Origin of the sequence: Bradyrhizobium arachidis (assembly GCF_024758505.1) — a bacterium.
Classification (GTDB): Bacteria; Pseudomonadota; Alphaproteobacteria; order Rhizobiales; family Xanthobacteraceae; genus Bradyrhizobium; species Bradyrhizobium manausense_C.
The window spans coordinates 5,384,915-5,405,740 of sequence record NZ_CP077970.1; the positions used below are offsets into that span (position 1 = coordinate 5,384,915).

At 63.0% G+C, this 20,826-nt stretch carries 18 protein-coding genes; 6 read left to right on the forward strand and 12 right to left on the reverse strand.

Annotated elements, in window-relative coordinates; all coding sequences use genetic code 11:
- Positions 1 to 7: 7 nt before the first annotated feature.
- From KUF59_RS24945 to KUF59_RS24970, 6 genes are all read right to left on the reverse strand, one after another.
- Positions 8 to 1,573, reverse strand: a complete 1,566-nt coding sequence (locus KUF59_RS24945) for a copper resistance CopC/CopD family protein (protein WP_212460830.1) — start codon at positions 1,571 to 1,573, stop codon at positions 8 to 10.
- Entirely contained in the window at positions 1,573 to 2,103 is a 531-nt protein-coding gene (locus KUF59_RS24950) for a YcnI family copper-binding membrane protein (RefSeq protein WP_212460831.1), read from the reverse strand. Before KUF59_RS24950 ends, KUF59_RS24945 begins: the two co-directional genes overlap by 1 nt.
- A gap of 56 nt (positions 2,104 to 2,159) precedes the next feature.
- Positions 2,160 to 2,936 (reverse strand): DJ-1/PfpI family protein, encoded by a 777-nt coding sequence (locus KUF59_RS24955; protein WP_212460832.1) that lies wholly within the window; start codon positions 2,934 to 2,936, stop codon positions 2,160 to 2,162.
- Positions 2,937 to 3,025: 89 nt separating this feature from the next.
- Entirely contained in the window at positions 3,026 to 3,556 is a 531-nt protein-coding gene (locus KUF59_RS24960) for a copper chaperone PCu(A)C (RefSeq protein ID WP_212460833.1), read from the reverse strand.
- A 28-nt stretch (positions 3,557 to 3,584) separates the two neighbouring features.
- Positions 3,585 to 6,071, reverse strand: a complete 2,487-nt coding sequence (locus KUF59_RS24965) for a TonB-dependent receptor (RefSeq protein ID WP_212460834.1) — start codon at positions 6,069 to 6,071, stop codon at positions 3,585 to 3,587.
- Between the two features lie 84 nt (positions 6,072 to 6,155).
- Complete coding sequence (locus KUF59_RS24970; protein ID WP_212460835.1) at positions 6,156 to 6,530, reverse strand: DUF2946 family protein; 375 nt, start codon at positions 6,528 to 6,530, stop codon at positions 6,156 to 6,158.
- Positions 6,531 to 7,032: 502 nt separating this feature from the next.
- Here KUF59_RS24970 and KUF59_RS24975 point away from each other — a divergent pair.
- From KUF59_RS24975 to KUF59_RS24995, 5 genes are all read left to right on the forward strand, one after another.
- Entirely contained in the window at positions 7,033 to 7,437 is a 405-nt protein-coding gene (locus KUF59_RS24975) for a globin (protein ID WP_212460836.1), read from the forward strand.
- Between the two features lie 144 nt (positions 7,438 to 7,581).
- Complete coding sequence (locus KUF59_RS24980) at positions 7,582 to 8,604, forward strand: sugar ABC transporter substrate-binding protein (RefSeq protein WP_212460837.1); 1,023 nt, start codon at positions 7,582 to 7,584, stop codon at positions 8,602 to 8,604.
- A gap of 7 nt (positions 8,605 to 8,611) precedes the next feature.
- Positions 8,612 to 10,114 carry a sugar ABC transporter ATP-binding protein gene (locus tag KUF59_RS24985; RefSeq protein WP_212460838.1) on the forward strand — a complete coding sequence of 501 codons (1,503 nt, stop codon included), beginning with the start codon at positions 8,612 to 8,614 and terminating at the stop codon, positions 10,112 to 10,114.
- A 12-nt stretch (positions 10,115 to 10,126) separates the two neighbouring features.
- On the forward strand, positions 10,127 to 11,155 hold the full coding sequence (locus KUF59_RS24990) for an ABC transporter permease (RefSeq protein WP_212460839.1): 1,029 nt from the start codon (positions 10,127 to 10,129) through the stop codon (positions 11,153 to 11,155).
- Positions 11,156 to 11,302: 147 nt separating this feature from the next.
- A complete protein-coding gene (locus tag KUF59_RS24995; protein ID WP_212460840.1) occupies positions 11,303 to 14,092 on the forward strand; it encodes a UPF0182 family membrane protein in 2,790 nt (929 codons plus the stop codon).
- A 355-nt stretch (positions 14,093 to 14,447) separates the two neighbouring features.
- Here the strand turns inward: KUF59_RS24995 and KUF59_RS25000 are convergent, their stop codons facing one another.
- Positions 14,448 to 14,723 (reverse strand): DUF3303 domain-containing protein, encoded by a 276-nt coding sequence (locus KUF59_RS25000; RefSeq protein WP_212460841.1) that lies wholly within the window; start codon positions 14,721 to 14,723, stop codon positions 14,448 to 14,450.
- A gap of 224 nt (positions 14,724 to 14,947) precedes the next feature.
- On the opposite strand from KUF59_RS25000, the gene KUF59_RS25005 reads away from it, so the two are divergent.
- A complete protein-coding gene (locus tag KUF59_RS25005; RefSeq protein ID WP_212460842.1) occupies positions 14,948 to 16,717 on the forward strand; it encodes an adenylate/guanylate cyclase domain-containing protein in 1,770 nt (589 codons plus the stop codon).
- 18 nt (positions 16,718 to 16,735) lie between these two features.
- On the opposite strand, the gene KUF59_RS25010 is transcribed toward KUF59_RS25005, so the two are convergent.
- The 5 genes from KUF59_RS25010 to mce form a co-directional block, all read right to left on the reverse strand.
- Positions 16,736 to 18,319, reverse strand: coding sequence for a GMC family oxidoreductase (locus KUF59_RS25010; RefSeq protein ID WP_212460843.1), 1,584 nt, complete (start codon positions 18,317 to 18,319; stop codon positions 16,736 to 16,738).
- An 88-nt stretch (positions 18,320 to 18,407) separates the two neighbouring features.
- Positions 18,408 to 19,697 (reverse strand): S-methyl-5-thioribose kinase, encoded by a 1,290-nt coding sequence (mtnK, locus tag KUF59_RS25015; protein WP_212460844.1) that lies wholly within the window; start codon positions 19,695 to 19,697, stop codon positions 18,408 to 18,410.
- A 35-nt stretch (positions 19,698 to 19,732) separates the two neighbouring features.
- On the reverse strand, positions 19,733 to 20,080 hold the full coding sequence (locus tag KUF59_RS25020) for a hypothetical protein (RefSeq protein WP_212460845.1): 348 nt from the start codon (positions 20,078 to 20,080) through the stop codon (positions 19,733 to 19,735).
- 28 nt (positions 20,081 to 20,108) lie between these two features.
- Positions 20,109 to 20,384 carry a DUF1467 family protein gene (locus KUF59_RS25025; protein WP_212460846.1) on the reverse strand — a complete coding sequence of 92 codons (276 nt, stop codon included), beginning with the start codon at positions 20,382 to 20,384 and terminating at the stop codon, positions 20,109 to 20,111.
- A gap of 8 nt (positions 20,385 to 20,392) precedes the next feature.
- Positions 20,393 to 20,797 (reverse strand): methylmalonyl-CoA epimerase, encoded by a 405-nt coding sequence (mce, locus tag KUF59_RS25030; protein WP_212460847.1) that lies wholly within the window; start codon positions 20,795 to 20,797, stop codon positions 20,393 to 20,395.
- Between the last annotated feature and the right edge of the window lie 29 nt (positions 20,798 to 20,826).

The following is a 20,826-nucleotide window of genomic DNA, read 5'->3' on the forward strand; positions in this document are numbered from 1 at the left end:
GCGCCGCCTAGCGCGGCGCCACCTCGAGTTCGTCCTCGAGCGTGACCTTCTCGAAATCGGTCACAAGGGCATCGATGCGGATGTGCCAGCGGCCGGCGAAGGGAAGCTCGACCTTGCGCACGTGCCAGTAGCCGTCGGCGCCGAGCTCGGCATCGCGCTCCATCGGCTCGATCCCGCGCTCGGGCAGGCTGAGCGTCAGCGTGACCTCCTTGGCCGCAAGCGGCGCCGCATCCCCGGTCATGAGCTGGAGCACGAAATCGTCGGTGCCGGCCTTTCCGGGCGTGACCAGGACCTGGAACATCGCCTTGTCGGTGTGGATGTGGAGCGCCAGCGGTGTCTCCGGGACGATCGTGCGCGGCGGCGGCGTGAAGCGCCAGCCGGCAACGAGCGCAAAGATGCCGAGCGCGAGCGCGCACTCCAGAAGGATCGAGCGCTTGAGTGCCCTCGCCGCGACCGGGCCGTTCGCAAGCCGCGGCGCCAGCCGAAAGCGGTTGAGCGCGGCGAGCGCCAGCAACGCCAGGACCAGCGCGAGCTTGGTGACAAGGATGAAGCCGTATTTGGTCTCGACCAGCGCCGCAAAGCTTTGGAGCTGGATCACCGCGAGCGCGAGGCCGGTCAGCGCGAGAGTGCCGACCACCGGTACGGCGAGCCGCGAGAACCGCTCCACCACAGGCAGCGCCGCGGCACCCTGTCGCGAGACCAGCGCAGCCAGCGGCGCCAGTGCGCCAATCCAGAACGCGACGCCGACGCCGTGCAGAAGGATCGCCGACCGCGTCAGCATCTGCGGCGGCGCGCTGGCTGCGTGTCCCGTCGGGGCCAGCGCAAAGCCGACCCCAACCAAAGCAATGGCCGATAGAGCGTGGGTCGCCCCCGTACCTCGTAGCGCCAGCGCCGACATCAGCATGGCGACGCCTGCGATTAGCAGCGCCGGTGCGGCGCTGGTCCTGACCGCAACGCCCCACGGGGCAGGCTTCAATATTGCGGCCAGCGGCAATCCCAGCAGGTCGACACCCAATAGTCCGAGCGAAGCGATCGCGCTGACGAAGCCGACCGTCAGTGCCACACGCGCCACGGCCATGCCATCCGTGGACCGCCCGATCCAGTTTCCGAAAAAGACGCCTCCGACGCCGACAAACAGTCCGAGATAGAGACCGATCCGCGCCAGCCAGATCAGGCCGTTCACGCTGTCGTCCGTAGCCGCGGTCGCGGAAACTTTCGCGCTCGGCATGCCGATCGAAAAGGTCACCGATCCCGCAACGGGATGGCCATCCTGCGAGATCACGCGATAGCTGACCACGACGGTGCCTTGCGGCAGGTCCGGCGGCACGGCGATGGAAATGGTCTCGCCGGATGCGCTGACGCGCGCCTCGCCGCGCTCCCTGCCCTCGGCATCGATCAGACGAATTGCGCCCGGGGTCACGGCCTCGTTGAAGCGCAGCTCGACGCTCTTCGGCGGCGAGGCCACCACGCTCGCATTATACGGCTCGACCGAGACCAGTGCCGCATGCGCATCCGCGCGGCCCGCGAAGCCGACGCAAAAAATCAGCGTCGCGAGCGCGGCGAGCAGGCGCATTACGGCTTTGGCACCAGCTTCACGCCGGGCGCCGGCGTCTTGCTGTCATGCGAATGGCCACTGCCGGCACCGGCTCCCGCCGCGGGAATATCGATCCAGCGGCTGACGCCCTTCTCGCATTCCTGCACCACAGGGAAATACAGCGTGGTGTTCGGCTTCAGGGTATCGGTGAGATAGGTGTTCATGACGAACTCATCATAATTGTGGTCCACCAGCTTGCCGCCCGACCACACCACCTCTTTCGCGCCCGACGAGATCTTGTTGCCGTGATACTCGTACTCGCTCGCATATTTCCCCTCGACCACGTCGACCGTCCAGCCCGCCTTCGGCATCGGTTTTACGGAAATCACGCCCTCCGGCACCTGCACGCGAATCTTGACGGTCGGTGAGCCCGAGCAGCCATGCGGGACGGCGAACACCGCCTTGTAGGATGCGCCGGCGCTCGCCTGCTTGCCTTCGAGGAAGACATGCGCGCTCGCCGGCGTTGCGGCCAGCATGGCGAGGACGAGGAGATACTTCGTGTTGGACATTTTCGGCCTCTGGTTCATGTGATTGAGTGACAGCGCGCATTTGCGCGCGTCAGGAATCAAAGATTCATGGTTGCGCCGGCAGCTTTCGCGGCGGCTTCCGCCTCGCGGATCAGCTCCTGGCGCCGCTTGAGAACCTCGCCGGCAATTGCTTGCCCCGCCTGTTCGGGAGAGCCGGCATTGAAGGGCGGCTTTGGATCATATTCGATCAGCAATTGAATGCGCTTTGCGGTGTCCTCGCCAGCGAGCCGCGCGGCGATGGTCAGCGCAAGATCGATGCCGGCCGTCACGCCTCCGCCGGTCATGCGGTTGCGATCCTCGACGACGCGGTCCGTGCGCGTCACCGCGCCCATATGCGGAAGGAGATGGAGGACGTACCAGTGCGACGTGGCCTGATAGCCCTTCAGAAGGCCCGCCGCTCCGAGCAGGAGCGAGCCCGTGCAAACGCTGGTCACCAGCCGCGCGGCGTTGCCCTGCTCCTTGATGAAGTCGACGGTCTGCCGATCCTGCATCGCCGCAACCGTTCCCTTCAGGCCGCCGGGCACAAACAGCACATCAAGCGGCTTCGGAGCGTTGTCGAAGCTGACGGTCGGCGCAACAGCCACGCGCACGTCGGTTATGACCGGCTGGGCCGTCTTCCCGATCAGTTGGACGTCGGCCTGCATGATGTTGAACACGGTCAGCGGCCCGACGAGGTCGAGCAGGATCATGTCGGAGTGGATCAACATCCCGACCCGCAGCCGGTTGGATGGAGTTGGCTGCGCCATGGCGGCCGGCGCAACGAGATTGAGCAGGGACAGTGCTGCCAGCGTGGTGTTGAATTCTCTGCGGTCCATGCTCCCTCTCCTCCAGTGGTCAGCGGAACAGAAGCAACGACAGCAAATGGTCGTTCGCCTCTGACCGCCTGATGTTCAACCCCGCACCATCACATCTTCATCCCGGAATGGTCGTGCATCTTCTTCATCTGTCCGCCCTTGTCGGTGGCGCCGCCCGGTGCCTGCGCGCCGACGCCCTGGATGTCGAGCGAGACCTGCACCTTGCCGGCCTTCTCGAATTGCAGCGTCACCGGCACCTTGTCACCCTGCTTGAGCGGGCTCTTCAGCTCGAACAGCATCAGATGATAGCCGCCAGGCGCGAGCTTCACGGTCTTGCCGGGCTCAATGGCGAGCCCCTTGTCCAGCGCGCGCATCTTCATCACGCCGTCGGTGACCGCCATCTCGTGGACCTCGACCTTGCCGGCAATGTCGGCGGAGCCGCCGACGAGCTTGTCCGGCGCGCTCCCCTTGTTCTCGATCGTCAGATACGCGCCGCCGATCTTGGCGCCGCCGGGCGTGGCCCGGCTCCAGGCCTGCGTGATCACGAGATCGCCGGCCTTGATTTCCTGGGCGGTCGCGGGCGCCGCGAGCGCGGCGGCGAACAGGGCGAAGCCGGCAAGTCCGGCCAACAGAGTTTTCATGGGTAGCTCCTTCTTGTCGTTGGATCGTTCAGAACGTGTATTTCGCCGCCAGCACGAAGGTTCGGCCCGGGAAGGGATGGAACAAAAAGTACTGCTCGTTGAAGAGATTATCGACGCCGAAATCGAACGAGAAATTCTTCGTCGCGTTGTAGTGGATCTTCAAGTCCACAACGAAAAAATTATCGAAGGCCCCGTAGACGCGCGGGATGCGGTCGGTGTTGTCGAGCGTCGAGTACTGCTTGCCGCTGTAGCGGGCGGCGACGGTATAGGCCCAGCTTTCGTTCGGCCGGTAGGTCACGCCGAATTTGGCCCGCCAATCAGGGACGTAAGGTACGCGCTTGCCTACAACAGTGGTAGGCAGGTTGGTCAAAGGATCAAAACCGGCCCAGCTAGCGTCCGCCAGAATCCGAGAGTCGACGTAGGTCACGCTGCCGAACAGTTGCAGCCCGTTGATGAGCACGTTGTCCTTGTCGGCCGACAGCTCGACACCCTGCATACGGATGGCATCGACATTGCTGATAACGGTTGTCGGAGTCTGCACGCCCGTCGTCGGATTTGTCACCAGATTGGTCTGCGAGATGATGGCGTTGTTGGTCCGCTCGCGGAATAGCGTCAGCCTGACACGACCGTCGTTCCATCTGCGCTCGATATTCAGCTCGCCCGTGTAGTCATGCTCGGGAACGAGGAACGGATTTGCGAAGGTCGCCACGCCACCGACCGTGATGTTCTGATAGAGCTCGGTCACCGTCGGGTAGCGGTACGCCTCACCAAAGCTGCCGGTGATGCGCCATTCCTTGTTCAGATCGTAAGTGAGTGACGCCTTCGGCGAGAAATTGGTCGAGGACAGCGCCGGCTGATTGACCGCCGCCGATGACGTGATGACGCCCACGCCATTCTGGATCGTGTTGAGATTGAACCCATCCAATGCGCGCCAGGTCTCAAGCCGGCCGCCGAGCGTCAGCTTGAGATTGGGCACGATCTTCCAGGCGTCCTGCAACCAGAGTGCACCGGTTCGCGTCTCGCCGATGCCTTGCGAATACAGCGTGCCGTTGCCTTTATCCCCTGTCGAATACCAGACGGTCGACGCATAGACCGGGTTTTCGAGGCGATAGCGGTCGCCATGAACGCCAAAGCTGACCTCGTGCGCGCCGTCGATCCCGTCGGGACGCCAGATGCCCTTGGCGTCGGCGTTCTGCCAGTTCGTGCCGTCCATCCGCGTCACCTTCCCGTTCAGGGAGTAGCTGGTGCCGGCGCGGACGGTGAACGGGTTTGTCTGGATGTCCTGGAGATAGTTGTAGCTCGACGCTGAGAGGTCGAAGTCGAACACACCCTTGGTATCGCTCTTCAGCGCGACCGCATTGCTGACATGAGTCTGGTCCCAGATGTATTTGCTGTTCGCAAAGCTGGAGATGCCGGCAAAGGTGGGCAGACCCGTCGCTGTCGATTTCAGATAGGTCTGCGGATCGGACGTTTGGTGATTGTTCCAGATGCCAAGCGAATACGTTGCCTGCACCAGCGGCGACACATCCCAGGCCAGCCGCAGATTGCCGGACGCCTGTTGCGAATGCGCGAGCGTTCCCGCGCCCACCACGTTCGCGATCATACCCTGCTTGTTCTGGGCCGGAAACATTCCGGTCGTGCCCGGCGGAGTCCCCGTGGGATTTGCCAGCGTCGCGCCGAAGGTCACGTAGGACAGCGGCTGCTGAAAACTGTCGAGATAGTTGGCGCTCACGAGCCACGACAAATTGCCGTCGCGATTGCCCGCGGCAGCACTGGTCTGGCTCGTCACATAGGTGTCCTTGGTGCCGTACTGGCTCCACGGCATCACCGAGACCGTTTCCTTGGCCACCGCAAATGGCTTGTCCGGCATTTTCGAGGAGATCAGCAGCACGCCGCCGATCGAGTTGCCGGGATAGGCCGCCGCAAACGGGCCGTTGAGGAAGTCGATTCGCCCGATCGCTTCGGGCGAGATCAGGTTCCACTTTGGCGAGGCGCCGGAGTTGTTGTTGCCGATCAGCGCCGAGATCAGAAGGTCGTCATAGTAGATCAGCGTCCGCGCGCTGGAGTTCAGACCCCAGCTTCGCGTTGCCAGCACCGCCTGGTTGTCCCCGTCATTGCGTTTCCGCACGAACAGGCTCGGCATGTATTTGACGGCATCCTCGGCATCCTTGAGGTTGATGGTTTCATCGACCTCCTTGGCGGTGATGCTGAAGGACTGTTGCGGCAGCTGGTAGCGCGCCACCGCCGACGGCGTCGCCAGCGAGGCACGAGTCTCCCCGCCGACCGGATTGACGACGATGACCGGGATCGACCGGTTGGCGGCCGCCGGTCTGGTCGCGCGCGGTTTGGCATTCGCGGAGCGTTGGGCGAGCTTGCGCGCCTCCTTGGGCGCATCGACGCTCACCGCCGGCAGCTCCTTCTCGCTACCTTGGGCAAAGGCTCCGCTCGTCGACGCGAGTAGCGCCGCCTGGATGGCGACGACACTCACGCCACAGAGGGCATGAAGGCGTAACATCGTAAATTCCTGACGCCGGCACGGCGGCCGGCCTTTCGACTGCATCAGTCGCCGGCGGACGAACCGCGGCGACCACGAGGGTCGTCAGGAAATTTGCGGCGGCGCGCGCGCTTGCGCGTTGGAGCCGCCATGCGACGTGACAACGCTATCGGTCACATCGTGCCACACCACGCGCGCGGCGTGGCGGAGGGGCGCGGAGAACGTCGGCTGCGGCGAATCGAGCGACGCGTTCGCCTGCGCAAGGCAGCACATCGCGCAGGCCCCCGCATGCGCGCCGGGCACGCCCGTCTGATCGGCAAGACCGGAGCCCGAGGAATCGCTGCTATGGCAGATGACGGCGTTCTGGAGCGGATCGGCTACGGCCGCAGCCGCCGCCCAGCAGGCGGCGATCGGCGCCAGCACCTGGATCGCCAGCGCGATCAGGACGATAGGCAGGAATTTTTGCAGCCGCGCGCGCATTCGCCGAACCATTTGTTCGCCTACCAACTAATCACCGCGCCCTTTCCAAGTCGAGACAGGTTCGCGCGCCAGCTTGGGCCACGACAAATTTGTGGGAGAGTGTGTTCCGTATACCGCGCTGGGGCCTGAACAAGCACGCTCTGACCGCCTTACCACCCTACCAGCCAGACGAATTCCATCTATTTTTCAATATCTTATCTGATTAGTATTACGAACATTTCGTCCACTGCTCGAATTTTGAACAATCGTTGCTGAAATTGATGACAAGTGAGAAAAGTTCATCTAGCATTCATGTGCTCAGGCTGGCCGCGAGGTCGAAGTCTGGTGGTCCAAGTCTCGGGAGGAGCCCCTGGCGCGCAAAACGCAGCGTCGCCCCGTCAATCAAGAGCAAATCTTCAGATATCGGGGATAATAGGGTCGACACAATTTTTGAGCGGGGCTAGGGCCCCGCTCTTTTTTTGCCTTTTGCAGCGCGTGTTTGTGCCGCGCCGGCGCCACACAAATGAATGCGTCAACCAATCCGATCGAACGAAGCTTCGAACTTGCGGCCGATCGCTGCGAGGATCTGACACCGCTTGTCTATCGGCGTCTGTTTCGCGAACGCCCCGAAGCACAGACGATGTTTCGCACGGACGGTGGCGATCTCGTGAAGGGATCGATGCTGGCGCTGACGATCGAGGCGATTCTTGATTTCGCAGGCGCGCGCAGCGGGCATTTCCGCATGATCGCATGCGAAGTGTCCTCGCATGACGCTTACGGCACACAGCGCGATCTCTTCATCGACTTCTTCCGCATCATTCGGGACACGCTACGTGACGTACTTGCCGACGAGTGGTCGCCGGCCATCGACGATGCCTGGCAAAAATTGCTCATCGACATCGCGGCCTTTGCCGAGAGTCCGGCCTGAATCTTCGCATTGCACCAACGCGGCTGCGTCAGATTTCCGCGCGATTGCGTGACGGGTAGCGTGGACCCTTCGATTGTGAGACACTGCCCTCCTTGGTAGCGCAAACAAAGACGCTGCCAACGCAAAAGATCATGGGAGCGAGCGATGTCCGGGACGAAAGATTTCTCGAAGACCAGGCGCGATCTTCTTCAGGCGGCAGCGACCGCCGGCGCCGCCACGGCAATTCTCGGCAGCATGGGCATAAACCCAGCGCTTGCCGCCGAAGTCGGACGATCCGAGAAGCCGTTGAAGGCGGCATTCTCCAATGCAGGCCTCCAGGCCACCTGGTGCGCCCAGGGCAAACAGGCTGCGGAATTCTGGGGCAAGCTGTTCAACGTCGAAGTCACCTGGTTCGACGGCCAGCTCGATGCGGTGAAGCAGCGCGCCGCGATCGATAACATGGCCTCGCAGAAGTGGGACTTTGTCGCGATCCAGGCGTTTGGCATCGGCACCCTCACCCAGCCCGTGCAGAAGATGATCGACGCCGGCACGCCCGTGATCGACATGGACACGCTGATTGCTCCGCTCGATCAGATCAACGTCCACTCCTTCCTCGCGCCCGACAACGAGTTCATGGGCGCCTCAGTCACGCAGGCGCTGTGCAACGCCATGGGCGGCAAGGGCAAGATCATCATGACGCAAGGCGCGCTCGGCCACACCGGTGCGCAGGGCCGCGCCAAGGGCTTCAACTCGGTCGTCAAGCAATTCCCGAACATCGAGGTGCTCGACACCCAGCCGGCCGATTGGGACGTCTCCAAGACCGCACGACTGTGGGAAACCTATCTGACCAAATACCCGCAGATCGACGCGGCGTTCTTCCACAATGACGACATGGCGCTCGCCGCCGCCAACATCATGAAGGCGCGCAACCGCACCAACATCCTGATCGGCGGCGTCGACGCCATGCCGCCGGCGATTCAGGCGGTGAGCGAAGGCCGCATGTATGCTACCGTCCGCAACCCGTCTTGCCGCATCCATGGCGGCGCCATCATCGCGGGCGTCTCCGCTGTGGTTGGCGGCGAGAAGAGCGGACAAGGCATCCCGAAGAGTGTCGTCACGGACGGCCCGGTCGTGACCAAGGCGAATGCTGCCGGCATGCAGTGGATGCAGGATCATTTCCTGATCTGATTCCTCGATGCAGCAGGCACGCTCGCCGATCCTCGAACTGCAGGGCATCACGAAGAGCTTCGGCGGCGTCGAAGCGCTTCGTGGTGTCGACTTTGCGCTCTACGCCGGCGAGATCCATGGTCTCGTCGGCGAGAACGGCGCCGGAAAAAGCACGCTGATGAAAATCATCGCCGGCGTGCACCCCGAATTCTCCGGCCGTTTCCTGGTCAATGGCCAGGAAACCCGCTTTCGCTCGGCCCGTGACGCCCATGCCGCCGGCATCGCCATGGTGCATCAGGAGCTCAGCGTCGCGCCCGACCTGACGGTCGCGGAGAACGTGTTTTTGGGCAACCAGCCGACCAACCGGCTCGGCATCGTGCAGTGGCGGCGGATGGCGCGGGACGCCGGCGAGCAGCTCGCGCGCTTCGGGATCGACGTCGACCCGATGTCACGGCTCGGTGACCTCCCGATCGGGCTCCAGCAGCTCATCGAGATCGCCCGCGTGCTGTTCTCGGGCGCCCGCATCGTCATCCTGGACGAGCCGACCTCCGCCCTCTCCCCGCCCGAGGTCGAACGCCTGTTCGCGACGCTGCGGCGGCTACGCGATGAGGGCACCGGCATCGTCTTCATCTCGCATTTCATCGAGGACATCCTTCGCGTGTCCGACACGGTCACCGTATTCCGCAACGGTCGAAAGGTCGCAGAGACCGCATCAGCGGCCACCACCAAGGGCGCGCTGATCGAGGCAATGATCGGGCGCGGCGGCGAGGCCCTGGAGCACAGCTATACCGACGACCTCAGCCTGCCGAAGCCGAGCGACGGCCCGGTGGTTCTGAAGGTCGACCAGTTGTCGCTCGCCCGCAGCCTGCAGGACGTCTCGTTCGAGGCGCGCTCCGGCGAGGTGCTGGGCATCTACGGCTTCATGGGCTGCGGCCAGCAGGAATTGTCCCGCATCCTGTTCGGCAAGCTGAAGCCGGACAGCGGCGCGCTCATCGTGGACGGCGCAGCCAAGAGCTTTGCCAGCACGGCGGCGGCACGTCGCGCCGGCGTGGCGCTGGTGCCCGAGAGCCGGCGCGCAATGCTGTTCCACCAGGAGCCGGTCTACAAGAACGTCTCGATCAGCATCTTGGACCGCATCTCCGCCCTCCTGCTCAAGCCGGCGCGCGAGCGGGAGATCGCAAAACGCCAGGTCGAGCAGTTGCAGATCAGGCCGCCGGTCGTCAGTCTCGACCTCGGCATGCTCTCGGGCGGCAACCAGCAGAAGGTCGCGCTGGCGAAATGGCTGACCTATCCGCCAAAACTATTGGTTCTCTGCGAGCCGACGCGCGGCATGGACGTCGGCGCCAAGAACGACGTCATCAACATCGTGCGCGATCTCCGCGCCAAGGGGCTGGCGATCATCGTCCTGTCGACGGAGCCGGAGACGGTGCTGTCGCTGGCCGACCGCATCCTCGTGCTCAAGCGCGGCGCGGTGGTGCGGGAATTCACCAACGAACCGGTCAGCAAAGACCGCCTGCTGGAGGCGGCGTGACGGAGAAGCACAATGGCGAGCAGTGAGACGGCTTTGGCTGCGGATCGCAAGGCGCGCGGCATCGGCCCGTTCCTGCGCTCGCAGATGCGCAACATCGCGCCGTTCCTGACCCTGATCTTCCTGAGCCTCTTCTTCGCCTTCGCGAGCCCCTCCTTTGCGACGCTGGACAATCTCGGCAACATCCTGACCCAGGTGTCGGTGACAGGCATCATCGCCGTCGGCCTCACCTTCGTGATCCTGTGCGCTGAAATCGATCTCTCGATCGCCAGCATCGCCAACGTCACCGGTATTGCGGTGGCCTACTTCACGCTGCAGGAATCCTACGTCAACATCGCCAACGTGCCCCTCCCCGGCGCGGTCGCAATCATCCTGTCGATCCTGCTCTGTGCGCTGCTCGGCCTGGTCAACGCGCTGGGGCTGACCGTGATCGGCATCCCCTCCTTCATCATGACGCTGGCGATGATGCAGATCGCGGCCGGCATCTCGGCCATGCTGGTGCGCGGGCAAATCGCCTACAAGGTGCCTAGCCTGATCACGACGCTCGGCTCCGGCTCGATCGGCGGCATCCCCTGGATCGTCATCGTCGCGGCCATCATGCTGCTCGCAGGGCACCTCGTGCTGACCTACACGCGCTTCGGCCGCTACGTCTACATGGTCGGCGGCAACCGCGAGGCGGCCGAATATTCCGGCCTCAACGTCAAGCTGATCCTCGGCGCCGTCATGGTGATCTCGGCGGTCTGCTCAGGGATCGGCGGCATGCTCGGCGTCGCCCATTTTGGCAGCGCGCAGCAGAACGAGTTCGACACCTATCTCCTGGATTCCATCGCAGCTGTGGTGGTCGGCGGCACCAGCCTGTTCGGCGGCCGCGGCGGCATAGGCAACACCATCGTCGGCCTGTTCGTGCTGGGAGTGCTCAACAACGGCCTCGACCACGTCAATATCGACAGCTTCCTGAAGATCCTGATCCGCGGCCTGATCCTGCTCGCCGCCCTCGTGATCAACGTCTATGCGCAGCGGCTGCGGGAGAAGACGGCGGAGTAGGCACCTCACCGCATCGAAAACAACCCCATGCAAAGTAGAAAACGCTCGCAAATCTGGCCCGGGACGGCCTGAGGAGGGCGGAGCAAAAAGCAGGTGCGGTGCCCCGCGACAGGCGCGCCACGTCCGTCGTTCTGCTATAATGTCGCTATGACGATCGGGATTTCCGGACCCGAACGGAAGGCACCAGCGCGAAGCGCTCGGGTGGGATTCATCCTCGCAGCCATCGTCGTCGCAATCGGCTTGTTCCTGCTCGCTCTCGTCGGCGACATCCTGGTCGACTGGATGTGGTTAACCTCGATCGGCTACAATCAGGTCTTCTGGACCACGACCGGCGCGAAAGCCGCCGTGTTCCTCGTTGTCTTCGCGGTGACCGCTACCGTGTTGTGGACAAACGCGCGCTTTGCCCTTGGCCTCGCCGGGCGCCGAGGCCGGTTGCCTGCGGCCTTCGACCCGACGCTTGCGGCCGCCGCAGCCCCCCCCGATCCGCTGGCATTCCTGCGCGAGCGACTGCCGTGGCGCATTGCGATCGCCGCGAGTAGCGGCCTCCTCGCTGTGTTCGTCGCCTGGGGCGAGGTCGGCAATTGGAGCACTCTGCTGCGCTTCATCTATCAGGTGCCCTACGGCAGCAACGATCCCTTGTACGACAAGGATATCGGCTTCTACCTCTTTTCCCTGCCCGCCTTTGTGGCCATCAAGAATTGGGCATTGCTGACGCTCATCATGAGCGCACTGCTTGCCGGATTTATCTACTGGGCGCACGGCGACATCGAGGACCGGGCGCAACGAATGTCGCCGGCAGCGATCTCCCACGGTTCGGCTCTTCTCGGCCTTTTCTTTGGCGTGAAGGCCTGGTCCTACAGTCTCGACCGCTATCTTCTGCTGTACGGCGATAACGGCGTGGTGGTCGGTGCCGGCTTCACCGACGTGAACGTGGAATTGCCGGTCCTGTGGCTTCTGATCGCGCTGTCGATCGTCGCCGCTTTGGCGGCAGGGACGAACCTGTGGGTGCGTACCTACCGCCTTCCCACCGCCGCGATTGTGCTGCTGTTCGGCGGCGCCTTGCTGCTGTCAGGCATCGTCCCCGCGGTATTTCAGCGCTTCTACGTCGGGCCGAACGAGCTGGAGTGGGAGCGGCCCTACATCGAACGCAACATCGCCCTGACCCGCGAGGCCTACAATCTCAATCGGATCGTACCGAAGCCTTTCCCTGCGGAACAGAACCTGAGCTTCAGGACACTCGAGGCCAACAAGGCCACGATCGACAATATAAGACTATGGGATTGGCAACCATTAGCCGACACCTACGCGCAACTGCAGGAGATTCGCACCTACTACAAAGTGCGCAACCTCGATGTCGATCGCTACTGGTTTGGCGACACCTACCAGAGCGTGATGATCTCGGCGCGCGAGCTGAATTCCGCGCTGCTACCTCCCAATGCGCAGACCTGGGTCAACCGCCACATCCTGTTCACCCACGGCAATGGCGCGGTGATGAGTCCGGTCACCCAGAAGAGCGGTGAAGGGCTCCCGCTTCTCTATCTGCACGATATTCCTCCGGTTGCACACGGAGGTCCCGCTATTCGCGAGCCACGGATCTATTACGGACAGGAGACTAACGACTACGTCGTCGTCAAGGGAACCGTTCCGGAGTTCGACTATCCAAAGGGGAAGGACAACGCCTACGCAGCCTACGACGGCTCCGGTGGTATCCCGCTGTCGGGGATGCTGAGGAGACTGATCTTCGCCCACCACTTCAACGACGTAAACCTGCTGCTTTCGGACTACATCGGCGACGACAGCCGGATCATGATCCGGCGCGACATCAAGAAGCAGGTCGGCACCATCGCCCCGTTCCTCACCCTCGATCACGATCCCTATTTGGTCGTCAGCGAGGGCCGGATGTTCTGGATACAGGACGCCTACACGACGAGCGAATATTTTCCCTACGCGCAGCCTGCGCCCGGCCACAATCTCAACTATATCAGAAATTCGGTGAAGGTCGTGATCGACGCCTACAACGGCACCGTCGACTTTTACCTGATTGATACGGCCGACCCAATCGCCGCGACCTATCAGCGAATCTTCCCCGCCCTGTTCAAGCCGTTCGCGGTCATGCCGCCCGATCTGCAGAAGCACATTCGCTATCCCGAAGACCTCTTCCTCATCCAGGCGCGGCTTTTCCAGACCTACCACATGGAAGCGGCCGATGTTTTCTATAACCGCGAGGACCTCTGGCAATTTCCGCGTCAGCCGGCCGGTGACGGCGTCTCTTCAATGGACGGGATTACCGCGATGGCCCCCTACTACATCATCATGCGGCTGCCGGGAGAGGCGCAAGCCGAGTTCTTCATCATGATCCCGATGGTGCCGAGCCGTCGCGACAACATGATCGCATGGCTCGCCGCGCGCTGCGACGAGCCCGGCTATGGCAAGCTGGTCGTGTACGAGTTTCCCAAGGAGAAGCTGGTCTACGGACCGTTCCAGATCGAGGCGCGAATTCATCAGAACACGGAGATCTCCCAACAGATATCGCTGTGGAATCAGATGGGGTCGCGCGTGATCCGGGGAAATTTGCTCGTGATCCCGATCGAGAATTCGATTCTCTACGTGTCGCCGCTGTATTTGCGGGCCGAGCAAGGACATTTGCCGGAGCTCAAGCGGGTGATTGCCGCCTATGGCGAACACGTCGTCATGAAGGAAACACTTGCCGAGGCCCTGTCGGCACTCTTCGTGGACGACGGACCTGCGCCGGCGCCGGGTGCGACCGCGGAATCGCCCAGCGAAGGGTCCGCGGCAAGGCGCGCGCAGGAGGCGCTCGATCACTACAATCACGCCATGGAGCGGTTGAAAGCCGGCGATTGGACCGGCTTCGGAAAAGAGATCGGCGTGATGCGCGGTATTTTGGAAGACATCCGGCGGCAATCGGGTAGCCGCTGAGGTGCCCGAGAAACGGTATTTTCTGACTTGCCCGGCGGATCGAGCGGATTGGGAAGGTCGCCCCCTGTCGTCGCGAGCGGTGCATGGCGTAGCTGGATCGGGGGCGGCTCTATCGATGAGCGCCTGCGCACTGACCACTAGCCTTTCGCAAACTCCGGCATCCAGGAGCGCAGCTCGCGGGCCGCGGCCGTCACGCTGGCGACATCGGGAAACTCCGCCGCCTCCACCATCATCATGCGCGCCAGCCGCACAGCCCCCGCCTCGCTGACCGCCGCCTCTCCGAATCCTCGATCAACTCGAAATCGATATTGTGCGCGACCCGAAGATGCGGCGGTGGCTGTGATCAAGTCGAACGTCAGCGTTTGGGAAGCGACGCCATTACCTCGCCCGCGTCCCCGTCTTCCAGGCAAGGCGTGACGGTCAACGGAAGTAGATCAGACCATTGGGCGACCCAACGATACATGGCCTTTGGATCACTCGATTCGGAGATCGCAAATCCCTGACCATTCATGCCATGCCAACGCCCCAACATCTTGACGCCGTCGGGTGGAGCGCCACCGGTTTCCAGGAAGCGCGCGACTGCTGCATTGAAAGTGCCTTGAGGTACAGACCAAGCAATGATGAATTTCATGCGAGTCTCCCATATTTGCAATTCATGGGTGAATGTCGCGGCTTCGCCGCTTGCGCACGATAGCGCCTGCAGGTCGGATAACAATGGCGAATGAATGGTCTGCTGATTGTTCGAGGGCGCCGTCCTGGAGGTCGACCAGCGGTGACGGATTGCGACCGTTTGGCCTCATGTCCCTCGCGACCGGAACCGTGTAGTATCCTTCTGACGCATGACAGAGGCGTGCCATGGCTGGCGAGCGCGTGCAGCGACGGCTAGCGGCAATTCTAGCGGCCGACATCGCTGGCTATAGCCGACTGATGGGCGCCGACGAAGAGGGCACGCTTGCCCAATTGAAGGCTCATCGCCATGCGCAGCTCGATCCCAAGATCGAGGAGCACCTGGGACGGATCGTCAAGACGACAGGCGACGGCATGCTGGCTGAGTTCGCTAGCGTGGTCGATGCACTGCGTTGCGCCATCGAGATCCAGCGCGGCATGCTCGAGCGCAATGCCGACGTCCCTCTGGAGAGGCGGATCGAGTTCCGTGTCGGCATTAATGTCGGCGATATCATCATCGACGGTGGCGACATCTATGGCGATGGCGTGAACGTGGCAGCCCGCCTGGAGGGCCTCGCTGAACCGGGTGGGATCTGCGTTTCGGGCCGCGTGCAGGAAGACGCGCGAGGCAAGCTCGACATCGCCTTTGAGGACGCCGGCGAACAGCAGCTCAAGAACATCGCCTGGCCGGTGCGGGTCTACCGGGTGCGGCTCGGCGGCGAAACAACCCAGGTCCGATCGGCCGTCGCACTTCCCTTGGCGCTTCCCGACAAGCCCTCGATCGTCGTCTTGCCGTTCACCAACATGAGCGGAGATTCCGAGCAGGATTATTTCGCCGACGGCGTGACCGAGGACATCATCACGGGGCTCTCACGTGCGCGCTGGCTCTTCGTAATAGCGCGGAACTCATCCTTCGCTTACAGGGGGCGCTCGACCGACGTTAAGCAGGTCGCGCACGAACTCGGTGTGCGCTACGTGCTCGAGGGCAGCATACGCAAGGTTGGGGAGCGCGTACGCATCAGCGCACAGCTGGCTGAGGGAACCTCCGGAAGACAGCTTTGGGCAAAGCGCTACGATCGCGAACTGTCCGACATATTCGCCATGCAGGACGAGATCACGGAGACGATCATCGGCGCGGTCGAGCCGGAGCTCGGAAAGGTCGAGCGCCGGCGCTCGGCCGGCAAGCGTCCGGATAATCTCGACGCCTGGGATCTCTACCAGCGCGGCATGTCGCACCTCTATGAATACACCAAGGAGGACCTGCAGCGCGCGCGGCAATATTTTGTCCAGGCAATTGCGAAGGACCCGCAGCTCGGGCCCGCACATTCCGGGCTCGCCGAGACCTATTACTACGAGGGTGTCTACGGCTTCGCAGAGTCCATTTCGGACAATCGCGAGAAGGCACTCGCACCCGCGCTGCGGGCAGTGGTACTCGACGCCGAGGATGCTGGCGCGCACTGCACGTTGGGGCGGGCCTACTACATGCGCCGCGCCTATGACGCTGCATTCCGGGAACTGAAGACGGCATTGGAGCTGAACCCTTCACTGGCGCTCGCACATTACGGCCTGGGTGCGACACTCCTATTCTCGGGACGCGCAGCGGAGAGCATCCCCCATCTGACCGCGGCGATACGGCTCAGTCCGCATGATCCGAACATGGGATCATTTTTGGTGCGGCTCGCTGATGCCGCGTATTTTCTGAAGCGCTACGAGGAAGCCGCCGAATGGGCAATGCGCGCACTGCAGCAGCCGAATTTCCAATGGTCGCGGTACACCGTGCTGATCGCGGCTCTGGCCCAGCTTGGCAGGCTCGACGAGGCCAGGAATTGCATCGACGAATTGCAGGCCAAGCGACCAAACACGTCAATAGCGTTTGTGCGAGAAACTCACCTGTTCGGCGACACGGCAAGCTTCGCGCACTATCTGGATGGCCTCCGCATGGCCGGTCTGCCCGATTGAGCGCGCCGCAATCAACTTCTATTCCGCTGACGCAACGGCGGGCGTCTCCGCCTTGGGCTTGCGCAGCATCATGCGTGCGATGGCCTCGCCGATCACCACGGTGGTGAAGTGGGTGTTGGCGCGGCAGTCTGCCGGCATGATTGACGCGTCGGCGACGCGCAAGCCGGCAATACCCTTCACAGTGCCGTCGGGATTGACCACACCGTTGGCGTCGTTGAAGCCCGTCATGCGGCAGGAGCCGGCGGCGTGCTGGATGTCGCCGGTGTCACGGCGCAGCACGGCTTCGAGCTCACCGGTCGGCAGCGCCGCCGCTTGCGGCAGCGTCATGTCGGTGTCGGTGAGGCGGATCCAGTCGGCGATTCCGGCGAGTGCAGGTTGCGTCGTGAGGACGGCGAGCCGCTTGACCGCATCGACCATGCGCAGCATGTCGCGGGGATCGGCCAGCATGTTCTCCTCTACAACGGGGTCGACGGAGGGATCGATCGAAGCGAGCTTTAGCGTGCCACGCGAATAAGCGTTGTAGAGACCGGCACCGATCGCACCGGGATTGCCGATGCCGCGATGGTTGAAGGCGATCAAGATCATGTCGCGCTTGCCGCCGCCGGCGAGGCCTGACGAATAGGTGACGCAGCAATTGGTGTGGCGCGTATCGCGATCGGTTGGGCGCAGGTCTTCCCGAAGCTGGATGGTGGCACGGAACAGCGGATGATCGAAGTAATCCTTGCCGACCGGCAGATCGCGTTCGACCGCGATGTTCATGGCCCTCAATTCATCGCCAGGGCCGATGCCTGAGCGCATCAGGATGGCCGGGCTGTGGATCGCGCCGGCGCACAGCACGATCTCGCGTGCGCTGATCTCCTGCGTGCCCTGCCCCTCCACATGCACGATGACACCGGTCGCCCGGCCATCCCTGATGACGAGGCGATCGACCAGGGCAAAACCGCGGATCTCCAGATTGGCGCGACCGCGTATGGGCTCCAGATAGCCTTCGTTGGTGGAGATCCGGCGCAGATTGCGGCTGTTGATGGGATAGCAGGCGACACCCTCGCCGTCCGTTCCGTTGAGGTCCTCGCACCAGGCATAGCCTGCGGCGAGTGCCGCATCGCGCAAGCCCCGATCGATCGGGCCCCAAGTCTCCGGCGGCGCGCGATAGACCGGCAGTGGCCCGCCGCGGCCATGGCCGGGTCTGTCGCCGAACTCAAAATCGTCCTCGATCACCGAGAACAGCGGCATCACATCCTTGGCGGACCAGCCGGTGCAGCCGAGCTCTGCCCATTCATCGAATGCGTCGGCGACGCCGCGGATGGCGATCTGGCCGTTCATCATCGAGGAGCCGCCAAGGCCCTTGCCGCGCCAATAGAAGCGCTGCTCCTGGCCTGCGATGCGGCGCGCATGCAGGTTGGGCCACTGCCACTTCTCCTGAAACTCGCGCTGGTGAATGATCGGGATCGGATTCGCAGTGGTCACTTCCCACGGCGCGTCAGCGGCACGCCAGTCGAGGCCGGCTTCCAGCAGCAGCACGCGCTTGCTGGCGACTTCCGAAAGCCTCGCGGCAACCGCGGCGCCGGCGGAGCCGCCGCCGACGACAATGACATCATACATGTGATTCAAGTCCCGATGGTTTGGCCGGCGCATCAAAGCATGGCTCGGCGCTATCGGGCTAGGGTCGCACCCGCGCCAGTCAGCCGCATTATTTGGCGAAATCCGGCTGCCAGTCGCACAATTTTCGCGCAGCACCCGTGATGTCGGTGATGGATGGGAACGACCCCGTCTCCACCATCATCATGCGCGCCAGCCGCACGGCGCGCGCCTCGCTGATCGCCCGCCTCTGCGGATCCTCGATCAGCTCGAAATCGATATTGTGCGCGAGTCCGAAGATGCGGCGGATGATTTTTGCGGCGGCAAATCCGACCGTGTCGGCGAACAGCCGCTGCATATAGGCTTGCCGCTCGGCCTCCAGCCGTGCGGCGCCGTTGTCGCCGGCAAAGAGCGAGGCCGGATAGCCGTCGCCCGCGGCACCCGCGCGCCAGAGGTCGAGGAATTTTCGCAAGAACTCGCTCCAAACCTTCTCGACGGTGTCGAGCACCCAGCCCTCGAACGCGCGCCGTTCGCCCGGTGTGCGCTCATGGCCGGCCGAGGCAAAATAGGCCATCAGGAGATTGGCGATGACGGCGCCGACGTCAAAACCCATCGGGCCGTAGAAGGCGAATTCGGGGTCGATCACCCGCGTCTCGGTCTCCGTCACCATGATCGAGCCGGTATGGAGGTCGCCATGGACCAGCGCCTCCGGGCTCGCCATGAATTTGAGTTTCAGCCGCGAAATCGCGACATGCAGGTCCAGGTCCTCACGCAGGCTTGCTGCGGTGGCGTCGAGGTATGGCGCGGTCCAGCGGTTCTGCTCCGCTATGCGATAGGGATCGGTGAAGATCAAATCCTCGGTGATCTTGCACAGCGCATGATTGCCAGCAAAGGCGGCGATGCCTTCCTTCTTGTCCGCCGCCGACAGCGCGAGATCGGAGGTGTAGAACAGCGTGCGCGCCATGAAGGTCGAGATGTCATCGACGAAGCGCGGATATTTGACGCCGGCGACCAGCCCCTTGCGCATGATGATGTGGGGCTCGAGCAGCTCCATCGCCGTCAGCGCGAGCGTGTCGTTGTGATGCAGCAGCGCCGGCACGAGGCCGGGGGCCAGTTCGGCCTGCCGCGACAACGCCAAAAATTCGTAATGCGCCCGCGACAGCGGCAGCGGCCAGCTTTCGCCGACCAGCCGCACATAAGGCAGCGCCTGCTTCACGGCGATCCCGCCTTGCGCGCCCTTGACGATGAAAACCAGATTGAGATTGCCGTCGCCGACCTCGGTGATCTCCCAAGCGCTCGGCGCCCCGCCCAGCGTTGTCGCTAGCCCTGGAACGCCGGCCAAATAGTCCCGCAGGTCGGCTTCATGCAGGATACAGTATTGATCTGCCCCATCGGCCTTCATGACGCTCCCACCCCATGGCTCTCATGGCCGGCTCGTCACTCGCGCTCCAGGAAGCTCGAACCGATATCGGCCTTTCTTTTAATCGGATCGTAGTCGCAATAGACGCCGTCCGCCACCAGCGTGTAGCTGGCGAAGACCGTGTATTTGTCCGTTTTGACCGAGTTGAGGCCGATGACCGAGGTGCTCTTGCCACCGTTCCACTTGAACGGCGTCGAGCTTTGCGCCCGCTCGCAGGCGGCGACCGCCTCGTTGAAGACGTAGCCTTCGACGAAGGCCTTCATGGTCCGGACCTGGACCGCCATCTTCCATTCGAAATAGCCGATGGCACCGAGGCCAGCGACGATCAACACCAAGAGCGCAATGACGATCCGCTGAAAAGTCATTCTTCCCCCCAAACGCCGCCGCCCAAATCTAGAACGGCATTCCCATCAATTTCGACAACCGTTCGATCGACAAATATCCGGCATGGTAAGCGGCCATGCCAAGCCCGAAAACGATGGCAGAAATGATCGTGGTCCAGATCAGCTTGGGCCCCATCCTGGTCAGGATCGGAGCGCCGGGATCAGTCCCCGGCTCGCCAACGCCGTCCTCATGCTGGCTGCGTACGCCGAACGGCAGGGTCACGAACAGCGTGACCCACCACAGCACGAAGTAGATCGCGAGCGCGGTTGATATCTGGTAGGCCATGGCCTGTCTTACGCCTGCTCGATCTCGACCAACGCGCCGGAAAAATCCTTCGGATGCAGGAACAGCACCGGCTTGCCGTGGGCGCCGATCTTCGGCACGCCGTCGCCGAGCACGCGGGCACCCTCCTTCACCAGCGCATCGCGCGAGGTGATGATGTCGACTACCTCGTAGCAGACATGGTGGATGCCGCCGTCGGCGTTGCGCTCCAGGAATTTGGCGATCGGCGAAGCCTCGCCATAAGGCTCGATGAACTCGATCTTGGTGTTTGGCAGCGTCACGAACACGGTGGTCACGCCGTGCTCGGGCAACGCCACCGCGTCCGAAATCTGCGCGCCGAATGCGGCGCCATAGATCTTCGCCGCCTTGGCGGCGTCCCTGGTCGCGATCGCGACGTGATTGAGCCGGCCCAGCATGTTCCTTCTCCCTTAGAGCATGATCCGCG

Bases quoted from the DNA above. Each gene is read 5' to 3' on its own strand.
- KUF59_RS25025 (WP_212460846.1), bottom strand. From the start codon at position 20,384: ATGGCCTACCAGATATCAACCGCGCTCGCGATCTACTTCGTGCTGTGG.
- KUF59_RS25000 (WP_212460841.1), bottom strand. From the start codon at position 14,723: ATGAAATTCATCATTGCTTGGTCTGTACCTCAAGGCACTTTCAATGCA.
- KUF59_RS25010 (WP_212460843.1), bottom strand. From the start codon at position 18,319: ATGTATGATGTCATTGTCGTCGGCGGCGGCTCCGCCGGCGCCGCGGTT.
- KUF59_RS24995 (WP_212460840.1), top strand. From the start codon at position 11,303: ATGACGATCGGGATTTCCGGACCCGAACGGAAGGCACCAGCGCGAAGC.
- KUF59_RS25005 (WP_212460842.1), top strand. From the start codon at position 14,948: ATGGCTGGCGAGCGCGTGCAGCGACGGCTAGCGGCAATTCTAGCGGCC.
- KUF59_RS24955 (WP_212460832.1), bottom strand. From the start codon at position 2,936: ATGGACCGCAGAGAATTCAACACCACGCTGGCAGCACTGTCCCTGCTC.
- mtnK (WP_212460844.1), bottom strand. From the start codon at position 19,697: ATGAAGGCCGATGGGGCAGATCAATACTGTATCCTGCATGAAGCCGAC.
- KUF59_RS24980 (WP_212460837.1), top strand. From the start codon at position 7,582: ATGTCCGGGACGAAAGATTTCTCGAAGACCAGGCGCGATCTTCTTCAG.
- KUF59_RS24975 (WP_212460836.1), top strand. From the start codon at position 7,033: ATGAATGCGTCAACCAATCCGATCGAACGAAGCTTCGAACTTGCGGCC.
- KUF59_RS24985 (WP_212460838.1), top strand. From the start codon at position 8,612: ATGCAGCAGGCACGCTCGCCGATCCTCGAACTGCAGGGCATCACGAAG.
- KUF59_RS24970 (WP_212460835.1), bottom strand. From the start codon at position 6,530: ATGCGCGCGCGGCTGCAAAAATTCCTGCCTATCGTCCTGATCGCGCTG.
- KUF59_RS24945 (WP_212460830.1), bottom strand. From the start codon at position 1,573: ATGCGCCTGCTCGCCGCGCTCGCGACGCTGATTTTTTGCGTCGGCTTC.
- KUF59_RS24965 (WP_212460834.1), bottom strand. From the start codon at position 6,071: ATGTTACGCCTTCATGCCCTCTGTGGCGTGAGTGTCGTCGCCATCCAG.
- KUF59_RS24950 (WP_212460831.1), bottom strand. From the start codon at position 2,103: ATGTCCAACACGAAGTATCTCCTCGTCCTCGCCATGCTGGCCGCAACG.
- KUF59_RS24960 (WP_212460833.1), bottom strand. From the start codon at position 3,556: ATGAAAACTCTGTTGGCCGGACTTGCCGGCTTCGCCCTGTTCGCCGCC.
- mce (WP_212460847.1), bottom strand. From the start codon at position 20,797: ATGCTGGGCCGGCTCAATCACGTCGCGATCGCGACCAGGGACGCCGCC.
- KUF59_RS25020 (WP_212460845.1), bottom strand. From the start codon at position 20,080: ATGACTTTTCAGCGGATCGTCATTGCGCTCTTGGTGTTGATCGTCGCT.
- KUF59_RS24990 (WP_212460839.1), top strand. From the start codon at position 10,127: ATGGCGAGCAGTGAGACGGCTTTGGCTGCGGATCGCAAGGCGCGCGGC.